Annotated in this window: 15 protein-coding genes and 1 tRNA gene; 10 read left to right on the forward strand and 6 right to left on the reverse strand. The window is 54.7% G+C overall.

Features of this window, described 5'->3' with window-relative positions; all coding sequences use genetic code 11:
• The first annotated feature begins 11 nt into the window (after window positions 1-11).
• The 6 genes from KE531_10080 to KE531_10105 all read left to right on the forward strand — a co-directional run bounded on the left by KE531_10080 (window position 12) and on the right by KE531_10105 (window position 6,468).
• Complete coding sequence (locus KE531_10080) at window positions 12-983, forward strand: SIS domain-containing protein (GenBank protein ID MBR9953954.1); 972 nt, start codon at window positions 12-14, stop codon at window positions 981-983.
• A gap of 276 nt (window positions 984-1,259) precedes the next feature.
• A complete protein-coding gene (locus tag KE531_10085; GenBank protein ID MBR9953955.1) occupies window positions 1,260-1,991 on the forward strand; it encodes a GntR family transcriptional regulator in 732 nt (243 codons plus the stop codon).
• 132 nt (window positions 1,992-2,123) lie between these two features.
• Window positions 2,124-2,195 (forward strand) — tRNA-Gly (locus KE531_10090).
• Window positions 2,196-3,057: 862 nt separating this feature from the next.
• A complete protein-coding gene (locus KE531_10095; protein MBR9953956.1) occupies window positions 3,058-4,449 on the forward strand; it encodes a VWA domain-containing protein in 1,392 nt (463 codons plus the stop codon).
• A 112-nt stretch (window positions 4,450-4,561) separates the two neighbouring features.
• Entirely contained in the window at window positions 4,562-5,458 is an 897-nt protein-coding gene (locus KE531_10100) for a fructoselysine 6-kinase (protein ID MBR9953957.1), read from the forward strand.
• A 32-nt stretch (window positions 5,459-5,490) separates the two neighbouring features.
• Window positions 5,491-6,468: an SIS domain-containing protein gene (locus tag KE531_10105; protein ID MBR9953958.1), complete on the forward strand. Its 978-nt coding sequence runs from the start codon at window positions 5,491-5,493 to the stop codon at window positions 6,466-6,468.
• A 176-nt stretch (window positions 6,469-6,644) separates the two neighbouring features.
• On the opposite strand, the gene KE531_10110 is transcribed toward KE531_10105, so the two are convergent.
• Together KE531_10110 and KE531_10115 are read right to left on the reverse strand one after the other, a co-directional pair.
• Entirely contained in the window at window positions 6,645-7,676 is a 1,032-nt protein-coding gene (locus KE531_10110) for a choloylglycine hydrolase family protein (GenBank protein ID MBR9953959.1), read from the reverse strand.
• A 93-nt stretch (window positions 7,677-7,769) separates the two neighbouring features.
• On the reverse strand, window positions 7,770-8,657 hold the full coding sequence (locus tag KE531_10115; GenBank protein MBR9953960.1) for a LysR family transcriptional regulator: 888 nt from the start codon (window positions 8,655-8,657) through the stop codon (window positions 7,770-7,772).
• Between the two features lie 173 nt (window positions 8,658-8,830).
• Between KE531_10115 and KE531_10120 the strand changes: the two genes are divergently transcribed.
• Genes KE531_10120 through KE531_10130 form a run of 3 tightly spaced genes read left to right on the forward strand, consistent with a single transcriptional unit; the run spans window position 8,831 to window position 12,106 of the window.
• A complete protein-coding gene (locus tag KE531_10120) occupies window positions 8,831-9,562 on the forward strand; it encodes a creatininase family protein (GenBank protein ID MBR9953961.1) in 732 nt (243 codons plus the stop codon).
• A gap of 24 nt (window positions 9,563-9,586) precedes the next feature.
• Window positions 9,587-10,930 carry a sodium:glutamate symporter gene (locus KE531_10125; protein MBR9953962.1) on the forward strand — a complete coding sequence of 448 codons (1,344 nt, stop codon included), beginning with the start codon at window positions 9,587-9,589 and terminating at the stop codon, window positions 10,928-10,930.
• Window positions 10,931-12,106: an amidohydrolase gene (locus KE531_10130; GenBank protein ID MBR9953963.1), complete on the forward strand. Its 1,176-nt coding sequence runs from the start codon at window positions 10,931-10,933 to the stop codon at window positions 12,104-12,106.
• 73 nt (window positions 12,107-12,179) lie between these two features.
• Here KE531_10130 and KE531_10135 read toward each other — a convergent pair whose 3' ends face one another.
• The 4 genes from KE531_10135 to KE531_10150 all read right to left on the reverse strand — a co-directional run bounded on the left by KE531_10135 (window position 12,180) and on the right by KE531_10150 (window position 18,057).
• On the reverse strand, window positions 12,180-13,289 hold the full coding sequence (locus tag KE531_10135) for an aldo/keto reductase (GenBank protein MBR9953964.1): 1,110 nt from the start codon (window positions 13,287-13,289) through the stop codon (window positions 12,180-12,182).
• 79 nt (window positions 13,290-13,368) lie between these two features.
• Window positions 13,369-14,733: an amidohydrolase gene (locus KE531_10140; protein MBR9953965.1), complete on the reverse strand. Its 1,365-nt coding sequence runs from the start codon at window positions 14,731-14,733 to the stop codon at window positions 13,369-13,371.
• A 401-nt stretch (window positions 14,734-15,134) separates the two neighbouring features.
• Window positions 15,135-16,478: a M20/M25/M40 family metallo-hydrolase gene (locus KE531_10145; GenBank protein ID MBR9953966.1), complete on the reverse strand. Its 1,344-nt coding sequence runs from the start codon at window positions 16,476-16,478 to the stop codon at window positions 15,135-15,137.
• A 37-nt stretch (window positions 16,479-16,515) separates the two neighbouring features.
• Entirely contained in the window at window positions 16,516-18,057 is a 1,542-nt protein-coding gene (locus KE531_10150) for a beta-lactamase family protein (GenBank protein ID MBR9953967.1), read from the reverse strand.
• A gap of 151 nt (window positions 18,058-18,208) precedes the next feature.
• Between KE531_10150 and KE531_10155 the strand changes: the two genes are divergently transcribed.
• Entirely contained in the window at window positions 18,209-19,387 is a 1,179-nt protein-coding gene (locus KE531_10155; protein ID MBR9953968.1) for a pyridoxal phosphate-dependent aminotransferase, read from the forward strand.
• Window positions 19,388-19,392 lie beyond the last annotated feature (5 nt).

The raw sequence follows: 19,392 nt of genomic DNA on the forward strand, positions 1-19,392 counted from the left end.
AGGAGAACATCATGGAAGTTAAAAACATTATTTCTGAGATCAAAGAAAAGCTTGATAAAAAGGACGGCTTAAAGCATGTGTACTTCGTGGCATGCGGCGGCTCCAAGGCAGCCATCTTCCCGGGGCTTTACCTCTTGCAGAGCGAGGCGAAGACCTTCGGTGCCACCACTTATACGAGCAACGAGTTTGTCCATGCGACCCCGAAGGAACTGGACGAGAGATGCATAGCAGTAATCTGCTCCTTAAAGGCGACTCCGGAGACCGTAAGGGCCGTCGAGGTGGCAAATGAGTCCGGCGCCATTACCATCGCCATGACCGGTTCCATGGAAACGGGGATGGCAAAGGTGGGCCAGTATGTTGTGACCTACTCCAACGGAGACGACCAGGTGTACAGCGATTCCAACCAGGCCAATTCCCTGCGGATCGGCTTCGAGCTCCTTCACCAGATCGAGGGCTGGGAGAAGTACGACAAGGCCATGGAGGCATACAGCCACATCGACGCCATCATCGCCGAGGGCAAGGAGAACTGCCTGGCTGAGGCGAAGGCATGGGCCGAGAAGGAAAAGGACGAGCCGATTTTCTACGTGCTGGCATCTGGCCCCAACTACGGCGTGGCGTATTCCATGTGCTGCTGTCACTTCATGGAGATGCAGTGGAAGCACGCGGTATGCCTGCACACAGGCGAGTATTTCCATGGGCCGTTTGAGACGACGGACAAGGCGCTGCCGATGGTGCTCATCATGAGCGAAGGCCGGACGAGGGCACTGGATGAGAGATGCTTAAAGTTCTTAAAGACGTATGCGGAGAATTACATCGTAATCGACTTTAAGGAGCTTAATAAGGGACGGATCGACGCAGAGGTAGCGGAGTTCTTTAACCCGGTGGTGCTGATCCCGATAGAGCGTTACTATGTATCGCAGATGGCCGAGGTGAGAGGGCATTCAATGGATCACAGAAGATATATGTGGAAAGTGGAATACTAATCCGATAGACACGGAGTGCGCGGCGCGGCCGGGAAGGAGACGGACGTATCCTGAAAAAGGATGCGGGCACAGGCTTTTCCCGGCCGCGCCTTGTATTTGGGAAATGGTACGGAAGGCAGCCGGATTTTTCCGCGGTGCGGAATAAAATTCATGGAAAATATGCCCAAAAAGGCGGAAAACGGCGGTTTTGCTTGCTATTTGGCTCTTTTCATATTAGAATGGAAAATACGACGAGAAACGACAACAGAGAATGCAGTCTGGGCAGGGGGACAAGCTATGTTAAATCAGGATTCGATGACGCCATTATACATTCAGCTTATGGAGTTGATTGAAAAGGATATCCAAAGCGGTGTGTATAAGCCGGGTGACAAAATTATGACCGAAGCGGAGTTGTCGAAGACATATGGAGTCAGCCTGATTACGGTACGCAAGGCCGTCGGTTCCCTCATGGAGCGCGGGCTTGTGGTTCGGAAGCAGGGAAAGGGCACCTTTGTCACGAAACCGAAAATTTCGCGGAATATGAAAAAGCTCCAGAGCTTCACGGAAATGTGCAGGCAGATGGGTGTCCGCCCGGGCGGACGGATGTTAGAGAACCGGCTTGTGCAGGCGGACGAGAAAACGGCGTCCAGGCTTGGGATTGAGCCGGGCAGCAATGTGGTCTATATTTCCAGGCTCCGGCTTGCGGATCAGGAGCCGGTTCAGATTGAGAAGAATTATTTCCCGCTTAAATACGCCTTCCTGTTGGACGGGAAGTTCGATGACAATTCGCTGTTTGACTATCTGAATGCGGAAGCCGGCGCCCGTGTGGCAAGCTCGGAGAAGATGATTGAGCTCTGCCGTGCCACGGCCGAGGAGGCGGCTCTTCTGGATGTGAAGAAGGGCGATTACCTTTTGTTTGTGCGGAGTACGGCTTATGATGACGAAGGAGAGCCGATGTATGCCGGTGTCCAGATCATCAACGGCGACCGGTTTACGCTTTATGTGTATGAGAGCAACGGAATCGGTTAGAATGAGAAGCGGCTGCGCCCGGATTTCCGGGCGCGGAAAAAGCCGGAAGATTCTTTGAAAAATAGTGTTGACAGAATGGGGACTTTGAGATATAATACCATTGTTGACGCGAGAGAACAGAATATGAAACATGCACGAGTGGCTCAGTGGTGGAGTATCGCCTTGCCAAGGCGAGGGTCGCGGGTTCGAATCCCGTCTCGTGCTTTTTTTATTGGCTGAAATTCCTTGAATTTACCAGGGGTTCCAGCCTTTTGCTTTGCTGAGAATTTGTAGACAGTTGTAGACGGACATGATATCCGCTGACTGAACGTATAGCGGTATGGGTCGGGTCCTGTTGCGCGGCCTTTTTATTTCCCTTGAAATCACTGGAAAATCCGGCAGTTTCAGGGGCGTTTGCTTTTTCAGGACGACTGATGATACGGCGTACAGACAGATTTGCAGGTTATTTTTAGAGTGCAATGCAGCATGGATGCAGCACGATTTTAGGCGTCGAAATCCAATTTGACAAATAATTCGATTTGCCATATAATATGCTTAACAAGGAGTCGGTACGATAGCACACACCTATCCGTTTCCGACGCAATAAAGGACTAAGAAATAGCGCCTTACTTTGTCAGAGCGGGGGCGCTATTTTCTATGTGTAAAATTCAGTATTGCAATGATTAGCAAAGCCACGGAGATAATTAACTGCAATTCCTCATATGTACTCATAGAACCACCTCCTTCCGCAAGGTCGGAAATTGATGGTATGAACGCCCTACCGGCTCCCGGGTAAGCATATTATCTTGTCAAGGTAGAGCCCCCGGCCTGGCAGGAACCGGATTCTGCATCCGGCAATGATAGAACTTTCCGGAACCTCGCAAGCTCTGGGGATTTCACTTGTTCCCAATACTGGTACTTTTGCCTACCGGCATCATAACATATGCAGATTTCGATTGCAAGCTGCCTTTCGCGCCAGCCGCCCCCATGCCGCGGCCTTGTCAGGCAAGTACCACTTTTGGAACCTCCGGCATATGATACAGAAGGGAATGGAAATTCCCGAAATTCAAAATCGGAGGTAGTATTTATGGGAATCACAAGTTCAAATAAACAGATCAATATGTCAAGGATCGACTGCGACGGTACGTTAAAGGTTACGCTGTCCCTCACGGCGGCACCTGACATCACCAGCAACCCGACGGACATCGTCCTGGTGCTGGATCGCTCCGGCAGCATGTCGGGAGTACCGCTTGCCAGCATGAAGGCCGGCGCACGGACATTCATTGACATCATTGACAAGTCCACGGACGGTTCGGAGGATGGAAACATCGGCTCCGGAAGCCATATTGGAATCGTGAGCTTTGCTGACACGGCCGTGGCCGACACGCAGCTCATCACATCCACGGCAGTCCTCAAGGCAGCCGTCGACGGCCTGACGGCCGGCGGTTCTACGAACCACGCGGATGCGTTCACGAAGGCGGTTCAGCTCTTCAACCCGGCGTCTACAAACGCCAAGGTTATCGTCATGTTTACGGACGGAAAAACCACCGTGGGCGCTGACCCGGCCCCGATTGCGGCAGCAGCCAGAGCAGCCGGAATCGTAATCTACTGCATCGGCCTTATCGGCTCCGACGGGATTGATGTGAGCGTCCTCGACAACTGGGCGACCGACCCGGATTCCACCCATGTGGCGGTAACGCCGGATGCACAGGATCTGGAAACCCTGTTTGCGAACCTGGCAGCCAACATCTCCAAGACAGGCGCGACCAACATCGTGATTAACGAGAAGGTCATGCCGGACTTCCAGATTGTCAGCGTGAACCCGCCCAACAAGGGCTCTGCCATGACCCTGAATTCCCAGACGCTCCAGTGGAAAATTGCAGCCCTCGGCGTTTCCGGCAGTGAAGGCGCTGTGCTGGAATTTTTCATCAGGCACGTTGGCCAGAGCGGCGGCGCAAAGGCTGTCAACCAGTCCATCACTTACTCGGATACGGAAGGGAATGTGGTACACTTCCCGTCGCCCACTGTCGATGTGGAATGCAGCGTTGTGGTGCACCCGGAGCCATGTCCGGAACCGGTGGAATTTACCCTTGACGGCTGCCAGGATTCCATGGTTGTGGAGCTTGGCGATCAGTACCTGGAATCCCAGGGCAGCATCGTACAGATGAACCTGACTTTAAAGAACGTCTGCCCTAACAAACGGGTGGCGCTCGGCATGGTGCTCACAGAGTTAGACTGCATGGGGAACGAGTATCCCCGCGGTTTAAAGGCCATCACCATCCCGGCCCATCATCATGTGACCTGCCGCGACGTCCAGGTAAAGGGCATCAAGTTCGTCCTTCCGGTTGATCCCGATTTCGTGGAGCTGAACCAGAATCAGAACACAGGCTTCTGCCGCAGAAGAAACTTAAAAATCCGCACGATGGCTCACCACATGGATTCGGAATTCACCTGTATGGATCTCGATACAGACATGTAAGACAGCAGGGGGCGCGCATGAATGTGTGCGCCCCTTCCTTTTTTGTCGAAAAGCAAACTTCCTATTGACAGGCGGGGCCGTATGAAGTAAGATGAAAGCATAACAGTATATAATGATATATAATCATTTGCAAGGAGATGGGGCAGTGAAGGTAATCGGTATTGGGGATAATGTATGCGACAAGTATGAGCACTTAAAGACGATGTTTCCGGGCGGACAGGCGCTTAATTTTACGGTCTATGCAAAGATGCTCGGGGCAGAATCTTCCTATATGGGTGTGTTTGGAACCGACGAGGTGGCGGAGCATGTGATCAGGACGCTGGATGAGATGGGCGTCGAGCATGGCCATTGCCGCCAGTATGAGGGCGAAAACGGCTGCGCCCGCGTGACGCTTGTGGACGGCGACCGGGTATTTCTCGGGAGCAACCGCGGCGGTGTTTTAAAGGAACATCCGCTGGATTTGACGGCAGACGATCTGGAGTACATAAAAGGGTTTTCGCTGATTCACACCAGCAACAACAGCTATATTGAGGACGAGCTTTCGAAGCTTTACGGGACAGGCGTCCCGGTTTCCTATGACTTTTCCGGGCGATGGAACGAGCCGGAGCGGGTGGCAAAGGTGGCTCCCTATGCGGAGTACGTGTTCCTTTCCTGCGGCTCCGTGTCCGAAGACGAGGTGCGGGAGATCTGCCGCTCCATGAAAGAGGCCGGATGCCGGAACATCATTGCGACGCGCGGAAGCTACGGCGCCGTGTTCTATGACGGCGAGGCGTTTTATGAGCAGCCGCCGAAGCTTGTGGAGGCCATCGACACCTTGGGCGCAGGCGATTCCTTTGCCACGGCGTTCCTCGTTTCCTTTACGGAAAGCCGGGAGCGGGAGCCGGAGCGTATGAAGACAGACCGGGAGTTTTACCAGGCAGAGCTTAGGAAGGCGCTTGCAAGCGGCGCCGAGTTTTCGTCGAAGACCTGTATGGTGCAGGGAGCTTTCGGCCACGGAAAGACGTTTTAGACAACAGGATAAATTTGAGGAGGACACTCATCATGACTATGACAGTAAGAGAAATTGTAGCAGAAATCAAGGAAAAGCTTGATAAAAAGGGCGGCTTAAAGCATGTGTATTTCGTGGCATGCGGCGGCTCCAAGGCAGCCATCTTCCCGGGACTCTACCTCTTGCAGAGCGAGGCGAAGACCTTCGGCGCCACCACCTATACCAGCAACGAGTTCGTCCATGCGACCCCGAAGGAACTGGACGAGAGATGCATAGCAGTAATCTGTTCCTTAAAGGCGACGCCGGAGACCGTAAGGGCCGTCGAAGTGGCAAATGAGTCCGGCGCCATCACCATCGCTATGACCGGCTCCATGGAGACAGGGATGGCAAAGGTGGGCCAGTATGTTGTGACCTACTCCAACGGAGACGACCAGGTGTACAGCGATTCCAACCAGGCAAATTCCCTGCGGATCGGCTTCGAGCTCCTTCACCAGATCGAGGGTTGGGAGAAGTATGACAAGGCCATGGAGGCATACAGCCACATTGACGCCATCATCGCCGAGGGCAAGGAGAACTGCCTGGCTGAGGCGAAGGCATGGGCCGAGAAGGAAAAGGACGAGCCGATTTTCTACGTGCTGGCTTCCGGCCCCAACTACGGCGTGGCGTATTCCATGTGCTGCTGTCACTTCATGGAGATGCAGTGGAAGCACGCAGTGTGCCTGCACACAGGCGAGTATTTCCATGGGCCGTTTGAGACGACGGACAAGGCGCTGCCGATGGTGCTTATCATGAGTGAAGGCCGGACGAGAGCGCTGGACGAGAGATGCTTAAAGTTCTTAAAGACGTATGCGGAAAACTATATCGTGATTGACTTTAAGGAGCTTAATAAGGGACGGATTGACGCAGAGGTAGCGGAGTTCTTTAACCCGGTGGTGCTGATCCCGATAGAGCGCTACTATGTATCGCAGATGGCCGAGGTGAGAGGTCATTCGATGGATCACAGAAGATATATGTGGAAAGTGGAATACTAATAGAGAAGAATATGGGCGGGCTGCCGGAATCAAACGGGCAGCCCGCACTTTTATTTCATAGGAAATTGCGTCCCATGAAACAAAACGCTCCGCGAGGATGCGCACTTCGCGCAAAGGAATATGGCTGCTGGCGCAGCCGCGCTCCGGCGCGAGTGTGCGCCGGAGCGCACACTTTTTTATATGCTCCAGAACCGAACCGGCCGCACGAGACGGCCCAGGGAGATCGCTTCCTTTCTCCCGTAATTCCTGGCGGCGGCCACGTCCCCGGAGGCCGGGTTCACGGACACGGTTTCGCTGTTTTCATAAGTTCGGAAAAAATATTCCCCGGTGTTTGTGTTCATGAAGGCCGTGTACTGGGTGTAGTCCGGCTCACCGCGCGCCGTGAGGACGACGCCCTTCGGAATGGAGACGCCGGAGAGAATGTGAAAGCCTGCCGTCACCGTCTCCTCCGTCCCGTCCGGCGGCAGGATGTGGCTTCTCTCAAAGGCCGTGCGGACGAAGCGGGCAGGCGGGGCATATCCGCCGGGAAGTCCATCGGTGCCGGCTCCCTGCCCGAAGGGGGTGAGAGCCAGATTGTCCCAGGAAGCGCCGGCGGCCTGTCCGGGAGTCACGTTCATGTAGTTTCTTAGGTTTGTGATGTGCCACGGGAAATCCGGGCTGTTCGTGAGAACGCCGGCCGGGTTAAAATAAAGGCCAAGGCCGGCAGATGTCCGCTCGACGACGAGCGTTTCGCCGCTCCGGTCGCAGAGGAACCAGTGAAGCGGGGAGATAGTGCCGGTGATGCTGTCGCGGATGCCGACAATGCGGACGGACGGCAGGACGCTGCGGGCCTCGGAGACAGAGGCGAAGCTTCCTAAAAGAAAGCGCACCATGTCTAAGGAGCCGATGGAAAGGGCGCTTTCCTCCGGCGCCGCTTCAAATTCCGCATAGCCGGGGAAATAGAGGGCCGCGGCGGCGAGCCCGGCCTCGTTGACGCCGTCGGCAAAAAACACGGAAGCACCGGCCTGCTCCCCGCCTGCGGGCGCCAGTTCCTGACCGATTCCCAGGAACGAATACCGGTCGCGGATCCTGGCTGTCCGCGGCGCGTTGTCCCAGACGCTCCCCTGGGGAACCACGTAAAGGGACGGTGTCAGCGGCCAGGAAAAATCCATGGTGCGTCCGAAAAAGATTTCTCCCTGCCTGTTTCGCAGTGTCATAGCAGTACACATGGTCTGCGCCTCGCTTTCTGATGGCTTGTTTCTATTTTCTAATCCATGCATATTCGGGGCGGCAGGAAAATATGTGCGGAAAGGCGGACACGCCTAGCGGCCGTTTTCTTCCATATAAGCGGTGAATGCGTCAAAAAAGTGGCGGACGGAGACGTTGGGATCGTTTTTCCGGCACAGGGCGTAGAAGCGCCTCGGCTTATAGGGAACGGCGAGCGGCTTCATGCACATACTGTCATAGCGCGGCGGAGAGAGAAAGGCCGGAAGCAGCCCGACGCCCAGGTTTGCGTTAATCATCAGAAGCTTCGTCTCAAAGGAATTGACATGGATCACGTCGCGGAACAGGAAGACGGGCTTATAGTGGTCGATGATCTGGGAGATGCTGCCGTCGTACATGGTAATCAGCATCTCTTTTTTTAATTCTTCCGGCGGAATGGCCTCCAGCGCAGCCAGCGGATGGCTGGAATTGATGCCTAAAAGCCATGGTTCATCATAGATCAGGCGGATGTCCAGATCCCTGGAGGACATGTCTGTGAGAAACTGGTCGCTGGTGATGATGATGTCTAAAAGATTCTGCTCGAACCGCTTTAAAAGCTCATAGTAGCCGTACTGGTGACAGCTTATGCGGAGCGACGGGGAGGCAGAAACGTAGCGGCCGAGAAAGGAAGTCAGGAGCTCATGCTCATAGATCCCGACGCCGATTTTCAGGGCATTTAAGAAGCCGTGGTGGATGTTCTGGGCAGACTCCACGGACATGCTGTAAAGGTCAATGAGTTTCAGCGCCTGGACATAAAATTCCCGTCCGGCGTCGGTGAGCACTACCTGATGGTTGTCGCGGTAAAAGAGGCGGATCCCAAGCTCGTCTTCGAGCCCGCTGATTTTGCGTGACATGGAAGTCTGCGTCATATGCTCTTTCTCGGCAGCTTTCGTAAAGTTTAAGCATTCCGCAAGGCTGATAAAATATTTGATATTTTCCAGGTTCATGAAACTCTCCTTTTAGCAGTCAGAAGACGCTCGCTTTTGTCTGTTTTGACGAAAAGCACGGCGTCTTCTTTTGGATTGACAGTTCATTTTTGCATGGCGTGACACTTTTTGTTCATTTCCATTTGTAAAAATACAATGATAAAATGTGGCTATAAACAAAAAGGAGGCCGCATATGACAAATTATATTAGAAAAATGAGCGGAAAGCAATATCTGAAACGAATCCAGGAGAACCCCACCGTCATCATCCCCACAGGCGCATGCGAGATCTACGGCCCGCAGCTCCCGATGGGAAGTGATTTAATCGTGGCAAAGAGAATCTCCGAACTGGTGGCGGAAAAGACAGGCGCCATGATCGCCCCCACCATCGAGTGCGGCGAGTCCTCGGCTCTGGCAGCATTTTCCTGCACCTTCCCGATGCCGAGAAAGATCCTCGAGGACTATCTGGATTTCCTCATGGGAAAGCTCATTAAAGACGGCATCAAGAATTTTATCTTCATCACCGGCCATGCAGGCAACGTAGATACGGCAAACTACATTGGAAAGAAATATCTGGCCGAGCACGGCGACATTAAGCTGGTTCAGATTGACTGGTGGCGCTTTGCCAACGCAAACAGCGGCGACATCTTCCAGTTCTCCGGTCAGATGGCCCACGGCCATGCCAGCGAGTGCGGCACGTCCGTCATGCTGTACCTCTATCCGGAGCTGGTCGACATGGAGGAACTCACGAGAATTGAGCCGGCAGCGGCCGACGGCTTCAGCGATTTCATCGGCTTTGCAAAATTCTCTGACAGGACGCCCAACGGAACCATCGGAGACGCGACCGTGGCGACGAGGGAAAAAGGCGAAAAGATCGTGACAAAGTGCGTGGACAGGATTGTGTCCTACATCGAACAGAAATTCTAACAGAAGGCGGAAAGGGGAATCATCATGACACTGACAGAAGTTTTACTGGACATTGCGTCGATCAGTACGTTAATGTTCATTGCGTTTCTCATCCGCCAGCGGATACCGTTTTTCCAGAAATACTACATACCGACATCTCTGATCGCCGGAATCCTGGGCCTGCTTTTAGGCCCGCAGGTGCTGGGACAGTTTTCACCGGTTTCCTTAAATTTCAGCGGCAGCATCTCCCAGTGGACGAATTTCCTTCTGGCTTTCGTCTTCACCACGTCGTTCCTCGGCACGGCGTCCACGAAGTTCGGCCGTGACGTGGCGGCGGCCACCTGCATCACCGGTGCGGTTTTCATGGCACAGATACTGCTTGGCCTTGCCGTTGCCTTTGTCCTGGGAATGGTTATGAGCGGCGTCCCCTATGAGATGGGACTTTTACCCGTTTCCGGCTTCTACGGCGGCCATGGCTCCGCAGGTATCATGGGCGGCGTATTCCAGACGGAAGGCTGGGCGGAAGCCAGCGGTATTGCGCTGACCTATGCGACGGTCGGCATGTTCGCGGCCGTTATCGGCGGCATGTGGATCATCAACTGGGGCGCGAAAAAGGGCTATTCCAAGAGAAAGATGAGCGGGAATTATCTGGAGAAAAAGGATATGACCGGCATCATCCCGAAGGAAGACAGAAAGCCCATGGCCATGACCATTGCAAACTCCTCGGTTCTTGACCCGATGGCGTTCCAGCTTGCCATTGTAGGCACCATCATTGCCGTGTCCCATGTTCTGCGGGAGGCGATCATCAAGGTGCTGCCGTTTTGGAGCAACATCCAGCTTTACACCATGTGCTTAATCATCGGCGCCATCGTAGGCATCGGCCTCAGCAAGACGAAATACAACCAGTACATCGACCGCGGCAGCATGAAGGCCATCTCCGGCGCAGCCCTGGAATACGTCATCGCCTCCAACGTGGCGACCATCCAGTTAAGCGTCCTGGCAAGCTATCTGGTTCCGATTCTGGTAACGTCGGTAATTGTCTGTGTTGTTACGGCGTTTATGTGCATCATTCTCAGCAAGAAGTGGTACGGCGAGGACTGGTTCGAGGTGGCAATGGGTACCTACGGCCAGTGTACCGGAAGCCTTGCGACGGGACTTCTCTTAATCAAGGTTCTCGATCCCAACGGCGATACCCTGGCGGCGGAGAGCGTTTCCGGCTCCTGTACCCTTGGTTCCTTCTGGCAGCAGCCTTATAACACCGTTGGGCCGCTCCTGATGCTGACGGCTCCGGCCGTTGTGACCTGGGGAACAGCCGGTTTTCTGGCGGCATTCCTGATTATCGGCGCTGTTTTCCTCGGAAGAACTGTAAAGAAAGGAGTGGCTGCGTAAATGGATGCAATCTGGCAGAAGATAGAAAACTACCGTGAGGACGCTCTTGCAATCCGGCGGGAAATCCACCGCCATCCGGAGCTTTCCATGGAAGAGTTTCACACGACGGCACTTGTAAAGGAAACGCTTGCAAAATACGGCATCGGCCTTGCTGATGTGGAGCTCCCTACCGGTGCTGCCGCCATCCTCGAGGGCGCGGCGCCTGGGAAAACCATTTTGCTGCGCGCAGACATGGACGCCCTGCCTATGGAGGAGAAGTCCGGGCTGCCGTTCGCGTCGGAAAATCCCGGCGCCTGCCATAGCTGCGGCCACGACATCCACACGACGGCGCTTCTTCTGGCGGCCAGGATCCTCAGCGAAATGCGGGAGCAGCTTCACGGCAGGATTATCTTCCTGTTCCAGCCGGCAGAGGAAAAGCTTGGCGGCTCGCAGACGGTGATTGATTCCGGGCTGTTTAAGAAGTACCAGCCGGAGATTGCCGTCGGCCTTCACTGCTGGCCGGATCTTCCCGGCGGCACCGTGGGCGTGAGAAAAGGCCCGTTCATGGCCTCGTCCGACTCGGTGAAAATCACCGTGCGCGGCCGCGGCGGCCATGGGGCACATCCCCACAAGAGTATCGACCCGATCACGGCGGCCGCCTATATCCTGACAGAGCTTCAGACTATCATTTCCCGGTCTGTGGCACCGCTTGATTCGGCCGTACTCACCATGGGCAAATTTACGGCGGGAACGGCGGCCAACGTCATTCCCGACGAGGTTGTCATGGAAGGCACTGTCCGCACCGTGACTCATGAGACGCGGGCGTTAATGGAAGAGAAAATCCGCACCGTCGCCGAACACGGGGCGCTGGCCCTCGGGGCTTCCTGCGAGGTGGAATATAAAAAAGGCGTGCCGGCCGTAGTCTGTGATTACGGCGTGACGGAACAGCTCGAGCGGGCAGCCGCGGCGGAGCTTGGCGCAGACAAGGTGCTGACTCTGGAGACGCCGTCCATGGGCTCCGAGGATTTTGCAAGATATCTGGAGCTTGTGCCGGGAGCCATGTTCCGGATCGGAACGTCCAACGAGAACCCGGCCACGAGGCTTCCGCTCCATAATTCGGGGATTGTCTTTGATGAAGAGGCGATTTTCGCCGGGGCGGCGACGTTTGTGCGGTTCGCGGCGGAGTATTTGAAATAAAGAAGAGATAAAAAGGCGGGGGCTTCCTGAAAAACGGAGCCCCCCGTTTTCATGGAAAAGAGCGGTACTGCCGCTATTTCAGTGCCGCCGAAAAGGCCTTCATGACCTCGGGAATGGCGATTTTCTGCGGACAGCGCCGCATACAGCGTTCACATCCGATGCATTTGTCCGGCCCGCCAGTGAGGGAGCGGATGCCGGAGACCTTCCAGGTCTCGCCGCTGATGCAAAATTCGTTATAGCTTCGGATTAGGGCGGGGATATCAAGCCCGGCCGGACAGACGGAACAGCAGTAGCGGCAGGCGGAACAGGGGATACCCATCCGGCGCACGTAGGCGTCAGCGGCCTTTTTTAACACGGCGGCTTCCTCGTCTGTTAAAGGCGAGCCCTCAGAGAAAATCCGCACGTTTTCTTCCACATCTTTTTCGGTACTCATGCCGCTTAAGACCGTCTGGACGCCGGAAAGGCCCATGAGAAAGCGGAAGCTCCATTCCGGCAGGCTGAACTCAGGGCGGAAGGAGCGTAAAATCCCGGCCGCCTCCTGGTTCAGGGTGACGAGGTTCCCGCCTTTTAACGGCTCCATGACCCAGACGGGAATCTGATGCTCCATGAGGATTTCATACTGGCGCCTGGCGTTCAGAAGATCCCAGTCCAGGTAGTTGAGCTGGATCTGCGCCATGTCAAAGCCGTCGTACCAGTTTAAGAATTTCTCCAGGGTGTCCGGCTGTGCATGGGAGGAAAAACCCAGATAGCGGATGCGCCCCAGCCGCTTCTGTTCCTTCAGAAAGCCGATATAATCCAGGTTCGGATCCATGTAGTCCTGGATATAATTTTCATCCAGGCTGTGCAGGAGGTAAAAATCAAAATAGTCCGTCTGGCAGCGGCGTAGCTGTTCTTCAAAAACGGCCCGGATGTCGCGGGACGCCGCGGCATAGAATTTGGTCGCAAGGAGATAGCTGTTTCGCGGATGGCGCTTTAAGGCCTCTCCCAGAAAGCACTCGGAGTCGCCCTGATTGTAGGTGTAGGCCGTGTCGATATAATTGATTCCGGCCGCGAGCGCGCAGTCCAGGACGCGTTGGGCCCTGGAACGGTCGATCCGCGTCTTGCTTCCCTCTTCAAGCGGAAGCCGCAGGGAGCCGAAGCCCAGGGCAGAGATGGAGAGGTCATGGAAAGGTTTAAAGTTCATGGTTCATCTCCTTTATGTTGGCGCAGTCGAAGAACAAAGAGGGGACGCTGCCAGACAGCGCCCCCCTGAGTCCTCTGTTTTAGTTATTCACCGTATCCAGCATCACTGTGCCGTCCTCGTTGTACTTGACAGCCTGCTTTGTCATGGTCAGGCCTGCGATGGCCTCCAGGTACTCTTCCTTGGAAGAGAATCTCGGATGGCTCTCGGCGATGACCTTCTTTGCAAGGGCTGCGTCGTTGGAGAGAAGACGGTCAGCCATGATGAGAAGGCATTTGGCCGGTGCGATGCAGGCGCGGTCAGGATCGGTGATATAGTAGTCCTTTCCGTGGGCGACGCCGATGGCACCGGCTCCGTACGGATGGACGGCCGGCATGATGGCGGACACATCGCCCATGTCCGTGCTGCCCGTATCCCAGTGATCCGTGACGACGACGCAGTCCGGGCCGCCGACAGCTTCCATGGCCTCTTTTGCCAGGTCATTTAAGTTCGGGTCATTGTTGAGCGGGAAGTAGCCGTGACGGTCTTCGATCAGGACATTTCCGCCGATGGCAGCGGCAGAGCCGGCCATGGCACGGTTGATCTTCTTGTTGTATTCGCAGATGGCGTCAAAGGAAGCGCCGCGGACATACGTCTCCACCTTTGTCCTCTCCGGGATTGCGTTTACGGCAGCTCCGCCTTCGGTGATGATCGGATGGAAGCGGATGTGCTCGTTGTCCTTAAAGGTCTCACGCAGGGCGTTTGCAGCGTTCATGGCCGTCGTGGCCGCATACAGGGCGTTTACGCCGTCTTCCGGAGCGCCGCCGGCGTGGGAAGCGACTCCCTGGAAGGTCAGGTTCTTTACGACACAGCCGTTGCAGCCCGGGTTGATGGTCAGGTATTTGCCCTCGTCCATGTGGCCGGTGTGGATCATCATGGAGATGTCGACGCCGTCAAAATAGCCGCGGTAGATGAACTCTACCTTGCCGCCGTAGTAGTGAAGCGTTCCTTTTTTGCGGAGCTCTTCACGGAAGCCAAGCTGGATTAACTCCTCGGCCGGAACGGACATCAGGCGGATGGAGCCGCAGAGGCCGTCTAAAGCGCCCGGCTGCTTTAAGGCAGCGGCGATGCCGGCCAATGTCGCAGACTGTGCGTTGTGGCCGCAGGCATGGACGGCTTTCGTCTCGGGATCCGCATCCGGGTGGTTCGCACAGATCAGGGAATCCAGCTCGCCGAGGATTGCAATCTTGGGGCCAGGCTTTCCTGTGTCGAGATCCGTGTAGAAGCCGGGGATGTCGCCGGCCTTTACCAACTCATAGCCGAGATCCTCAAAGATCTTTTCCATGTACGCACAGGTTTTCCACTCCGTGTAGCCAGTCTCCGGGTGCGCCCAGATGTCGCGCTCTGTCTTTAAAATCAGGTCGCGGCAGTTGTCCACCATGGCTTTTAATTGTTCTGTTCTGTCCATAAAAACCCCTCCCAATCTTAATTTTAGTTGTGATTTGATTATACAATTTTTTTGTGGGTTTGTCTATTTAATATCTGGGAAATGTGCGTGGAATGTGAAGCGGGAATTTTAGAATCTGATGTTGCGTCATTGCGGCTGGTGTGGTTAGCCACCTCATCAACAAATGGTTCGACGGCGATAGGTAGCCGGTAACGAGCCTGCGGCTTTAAGCCCTGCCGCCCCGCAAATGGGAATAGAAGACCCCGGTGCTGGAACACCGGGGTCTTCGTTTGCCGCTCATCATTGAGCAGACACTGTCTTTTAGCCTACTGGCATTATAGCATATGTAAATATCGTTTGCAAGATACATTTAACAGGGGATGTCATACACATGCAAGCTTGCCTTACGGCCTTTTCCCATATTATTTCCCATACTGCCTGAACAGTCTCACATAAAAGTCCACATTGCTTTCCAGCACATCACTGGGGATCCGCTCGTTGACTTTGTGGGAAACGCCGTCCCACCTGGGATCCCATGCCAGACCGGTGAACCGGTAAACGCTGTTCGTCGGGCATAAATCGCAGTAATATCTGGAATCGGTTCCGCCGTACAGCATGCTAGGAATCATGGTGATTCCCGGATATTTGTCGTCAATGATGGACGAAATCAGCTTGTAGGCATAAGTATCGGTAGACTGCACGGCAGGCGGATTGTTCCCTTTTACCAGGCGGACGTCGATGTCCTCCGGCAGGATTTCTTTATAATGGGCCATGAGATCTTCCAGCGTCTCTCCCGGCAGAAGGCGATTATTTGCCACCAGCCATGCACGCTCCGGCAGGACGTTTGCCTGGGCGCTTCCGCCGGCCATGGTGACAGCCGTCGTCGTCCGGATCATTGCGTTGTAGCTCTGGTTTCCGGCTAAGAGCGGGCAAAGCTCGTCCCAGTTTTTCCGAACATCTTTGCAGAGTTCTTTCAGGCGCTCGTCCTTCATAAAGGGCACGGTTGCCTCAAGCTGCTTTACAGCCACATCGGTGAGACGCGGCTTCATGGGATTCGCCTCCAGGATGCAGGCCACCTCACCGATTCTTCCGAGAGCGCTGTGTTTGGGCGGGACTGCGGAATGTCCGCCGCCGTCGGTTTTCGAGAATTCAAAATCCGCATAGCCTTTCTCGCAGGTATAGATGAAGGCGTACTGTTCTCCGTCTGCGGTTTTCTGGATTCCGCCGCACTCGTCGATCAGGCAGCCAAGCTTCACATTCCGTTCGCGGAGAACGTCGGCAATGAGCTGTGCCGCCGGCTCCGGGCCGCCCATGATTTCCTCGTTATATCCGAAGCCGAAATATAAGTCGTATTCCGGCTCAAAGCCGTCTGCGATCAGAAGCTCCAGAGCATCCATGTAAGCCTGGATATTGCATTTGGAATCGGTGCTGCCTCTGCCCCAGACGAAGCCCTCCGCGATTTCCCCGGAGAATGGCGGATATTTCCACATGCCCCAGTCGCCCTCCGGAACCACGTCCTGATGGGCCGTCATCATCAACGGGAGCTTGTCACTTTTCCCATTTCCCTTCCAGGTGTATAAAAGGCCGGCCTTTCCGATGACCTCCCGCGTCATCTTCTGGTGTACCAGCGGGTAAGTCTCTTTGAGATAGTCGTGAAGCTTTAAAAACGCCTCCACGTCCATCTTGTCCGGATCCGCGCTTGATACGGTCGGAATCCGGATCATTCCTTTCAGGTGTTCCATGAACAGGTTGTTGTCGTAGGTCATTTTGATATTCTCCTTCCATTTTGGTTTTCTATGTGATTTATCTAATTCTCCTGCACCTCACCCGTCTCACCCGGTCGCCGTCAAGCACCAGCTCATCGCCGTCCTGCCGCACATACATGGAAAAGTCTGGGCCGTAGGAAAAGGCCGCACTTCCGTCCGCCGTCTCGTAAACGGGTGTGCTCCCGTATCGCAGCATGAAAATTTCACAGCCATTTCCGGTCTGCGAAATGGAAAACTCCATGGCAGATTCCTCATCACGGTAGGTTCCGGGAACCAGGCGGCCGTTGGGTGCGGGCGCCGCCTTTCTGAGTGTGAGTACCTGGGACGGGAGACGATAAAAAATCTGCTCTTTTTCAAAAAAGAGGATTTCATCCAGAGAACCAACGCGCCAGCCGCCGGAAATATCGGGCGCAAGCTCTGTGCGGCCGTATTCCCGCTCCATGTAAAAGGTTCCGTCTTGCTCTGCAATTTTTACAAGCTGCGGGGCGTCGGGCTTTGCAGTCAGGAAAACACCCGCCCGGGGCGCTCCAAATTGGCCCTGGGGAATGGCCGGCTCCGTGACATCGGGAAGCCCCAACACCATGCAGGCGGCTTTTTCCGCCGTCTTGGACATGAGGCGCGATGTGGTGCCGCTTAAAAGGATGACGGTAAGCTCTTCCTCTGGGATGCAGTACACATGGCCGCGGTAGGCGGCATCGGCGCCGCCGTGTTCATAAACGGTCAAGCCGTGAAGCTCATGAGTCATGAGGCCGCCGCAGTATTGGGCCTTCGTGCCGTCGGAAAGGATGGCCGGCGTTTTCATGACAGAGAGAATGTCCGGGTCGATGTGGTTCGGACGGATATATTCGTCTAACATCCGGCTTAAGTCCCTGGCGCAGGTATTTACCGACGTGGGGCCGTAGAGGGAGTAGTTGAGGGGATTGTAGTAATAGGTTCCGTTCCCCTCGTCCTGATAGGAGTAGGCCAGGTTCGGAATGATTTCCCCATAGCTTTTGCGGACATGGGTACGGGGCATGCCGAGTGGCTCAAAAATCCGTGTTTTCGCAAATTCCGGGAACGGGAGGCCGGAAAGCCGCTCCACAATCAGCGCCAGAAGATGAAAGCCGGTATTGCTGTAAAGGTAGGCGCTCTGGGGCGGGAAATTTAAGTGTTTCTGGAGCTTTATGGCGGTATTGATGTCGTCCAGACTTATGGCATCGTTGATTTTGATGCCGCGCATGAAAAGAAGCTCCCACTGATCCCTGAGCCCGCTCACATTGTTCATGAGCTGGCGCACCGTCACAGGCTCCGAAAGGGAGATAAGATCGCCGGCATACATGCGGATGTCATCGTCAAGTCCCAACCGGCCTTCCTTCCAGAGAAGCAGCGCAGCAAGCACCGTGAACTGCTTGGAGATGGAGGCCACATGGAAAATCGTTTCCGGTGTGACCAGGATCCTGTATTCCATATTTGCCAGGCCAAAGCATTTTTCATACACATCGCGGCCATGATGCCGGATGAGAACCTGAAGGCCGGGACAGAAGTCTTTTTTCCAGGGGGAGAAGAGGGAGTCGAGCTGTGTTTCCAGATTGATTATCATAGGTACGGATGCCGCCTTTCGATTTTTCGATTCTTTCTTCTATTTTACATCAGAAGGCGCGGAAGGAAAAGGAAAAAATGTGAAATCTCCACTTGACGCCCGGTGTTTCAAAAGCTAGGATGGAATTATCAAAGAAGGGAGAACCGACAGCATGAAATATGATTTTGACGAGATCGTGGACAGAAGCAAAAACCGGTCGGCAAAGTATGACGAGCGGGTAAAAAATTTTGGCACAGACGATGTGATTCCGCTCTGGATTGCAGACATGGATTTTAAGACGGCGCAGCCTATTATCGACGCCTGCGTAAAGAAGGCCGAGGAGGGAATCTGGGGCTATACGTCCCGGCCGGAAAGCTATTTTAAGGCGTATGCCGACTGGCAGGAGAAGCGGAACGGCTGGCGGCCGGATACGGCGTTTTTTAGCTGGAGCCTCGGCGTGGTGCCGGCGCTTACGGCTATTGTGCGTCTGTTTACGGGCGAGCATGATAAGATCATGATCCAGCCGCCGGTTTACCCGGAATTTTACGACGTGAACGAGTTAAGCGGCCGCCGTGTTGCGGAAAACAACATGATCGAAAGGGACGGCAGATGGGAGATCGACTTTGAGGACTTCGAGGAGAAGGCGAAAGACCCGCTGACGAAAATGTTTATTTTATGCAATCCCCACAATCCCCTGGGAAAGGTCTGGACGAAGGCGGAGCTGGGGCGGATGCTCTCAATCTGCTTTGAAAACGGCGTCCTGGTGGTGTCTGATGAGATCCATTCCGACCTGATTTTCCACGGGAAAAAGCACATCCCGGCGGCCATGGCGCTTCCAGGGGCCGAAAACCGCGTGATTACCTGTCTCTCGGCTACAAAGACCTTTAATCTGGCGGGGCTTCAGGCGTCCGCCACAGTGTTTCCCAACCGGGAAATGAAGGATATTTTTGACAGGTACTGGGGTTCCCTGGATATCCACAGGAACAATGCCTTCAGCTCTGTCGCCATGGAAGCTGCCTTTCGTGAGGGCGAGGAGTGGCTGGAGCAGATGCTCGATTATGTGTCCGGGAATTTTGATTTTATTGCAGATTACTGCAAGAACCGCATTCCGAAGATCCGCCCGTCCATGCCGGACGCCACGTACCTTGTATGGCTGGACTGCCGGGAACTGGGGCTTGACGATGCGGCGCTTAAGGAGTTCATGATAAAGAAGGCAAAGCTTGGCTTAAACCCCGGCTCCAGCTTTACAAGGAGCCTGTCCGGGTTCATGCGGCTCAATGCGGCCTGTCCGCGGAGTGTGTTAAAGAAAGCCATGGAACAGCTTGAGGAGGCCGTAAACGGCCTGGAATAAACGGA

This window comes from Eubacteriaceae bacterium Marseille-Q4139 (assembly GCA_018223415.1).
GTDB lineage: Bacteria > Bacillota > Clostridia > Lachnospirales > Lachnospiraceae > CABSIM01.

Bases quoted from the DNA above. Each gene is read 5' to 3' on its own strand.
- KE531_10080 (MBR9953954.1), top strand. From the start codon at position 12: ATGGAAGTTAAAAACATTATTTCTGAGATCAAAGAAAAGCTTGATAAA.
- KE531_10085 (MBR9953955.1), top strand. From the start codon at position 1,260: ATGTTAAATCAGGATTCGATGACGCCATTATACATTCAGCTTATGGAG.
- KE531_10095 (MBR9953956.1), top strand. From the start codon at position 3,058: ATGGGAATCACAAGTTCAAATAAACAGATCAATATGTCAAGGATCGAC.
- KE531_10100 (MBR9953957.1), top strand. From the start codon at position 4,562: ATGATATATAATCATTTGCAAGGAGATGGGGCAGTGAAGGTAATCGGT.
- KE531_10105 (MBR9953958.1), top strand. From the start codon at position 5,491: ATGACTATGACAGTAAGAGAAATTGTAGCAGAAATCAAGGAAAAGCTT.
- KE531_10110 (MBR9953959.1), bottom strand. From the start codon at position 7,676: ATGTGTACTGCTATGACACTGCGAAACAGGCAGGGAGAAATCTTTTTC.
- KE531_10115 (MBR9953960.1), bottom strand. From the start codon at position 8,657: ATGAACCTGGAAAATATCAAATATTTTATCAGCCTTGCGGAATGCTTA.
- KE531_10120 (MBR9953961.1), top strand. From the start codon at position 8,831: ATGACAAATTATATTAGAAAAATGAGCGGAAAGCAATATCTGAAACGA.
- KE531_10125 (MBR9953962.1), top strand. From the start codon at position 9,587: ATGACACTGACAGAAGTTTTACTGGACATTGCGTCGATCAGTACGTTA.
- KE531_10130 (MBR9953963.1), top strand. From the start codon at position 10,931: ATGGATGCAATCTGGCAGAAGATAGAAAACTACCGTGAGGACGCTCTT.
- KE531_10135 (MBR9953964.1), bottom strand. From the start codon at position 13,289: ATGAACTTTAAACCTTTCCATGACCTCTCCATCTCTGCCCTGGGCTTC.
- KE531_10140 (MBR9953965.1), bottom strand. From the start codon at position 14,733: ATGGACAGAACAGAACAATTAAAAGCCATGGTGGACAACTGCCGCGAC.
- KE531_10145 (MBR9953966.1), bottom strand. From the start codon at position 16,478: ATGACCTACGACAACAACCTGTTCATGGAACACCTGAAAGGAATGATC.
- KE531_10150 (MBR9953967.1), bottom strand. From the start codon at position 18,057: ATGATAATCAATCTGGAAACACAGCTCGACTCCCTCTTCTCCCCCTGG.
- KE531_10155 (MBR9953968.1), top strand. From the start codon at position 18,209: ATGAAATATGATTTTGACGAGATCGTGGACAGAAGCAAAAACCGGTCG.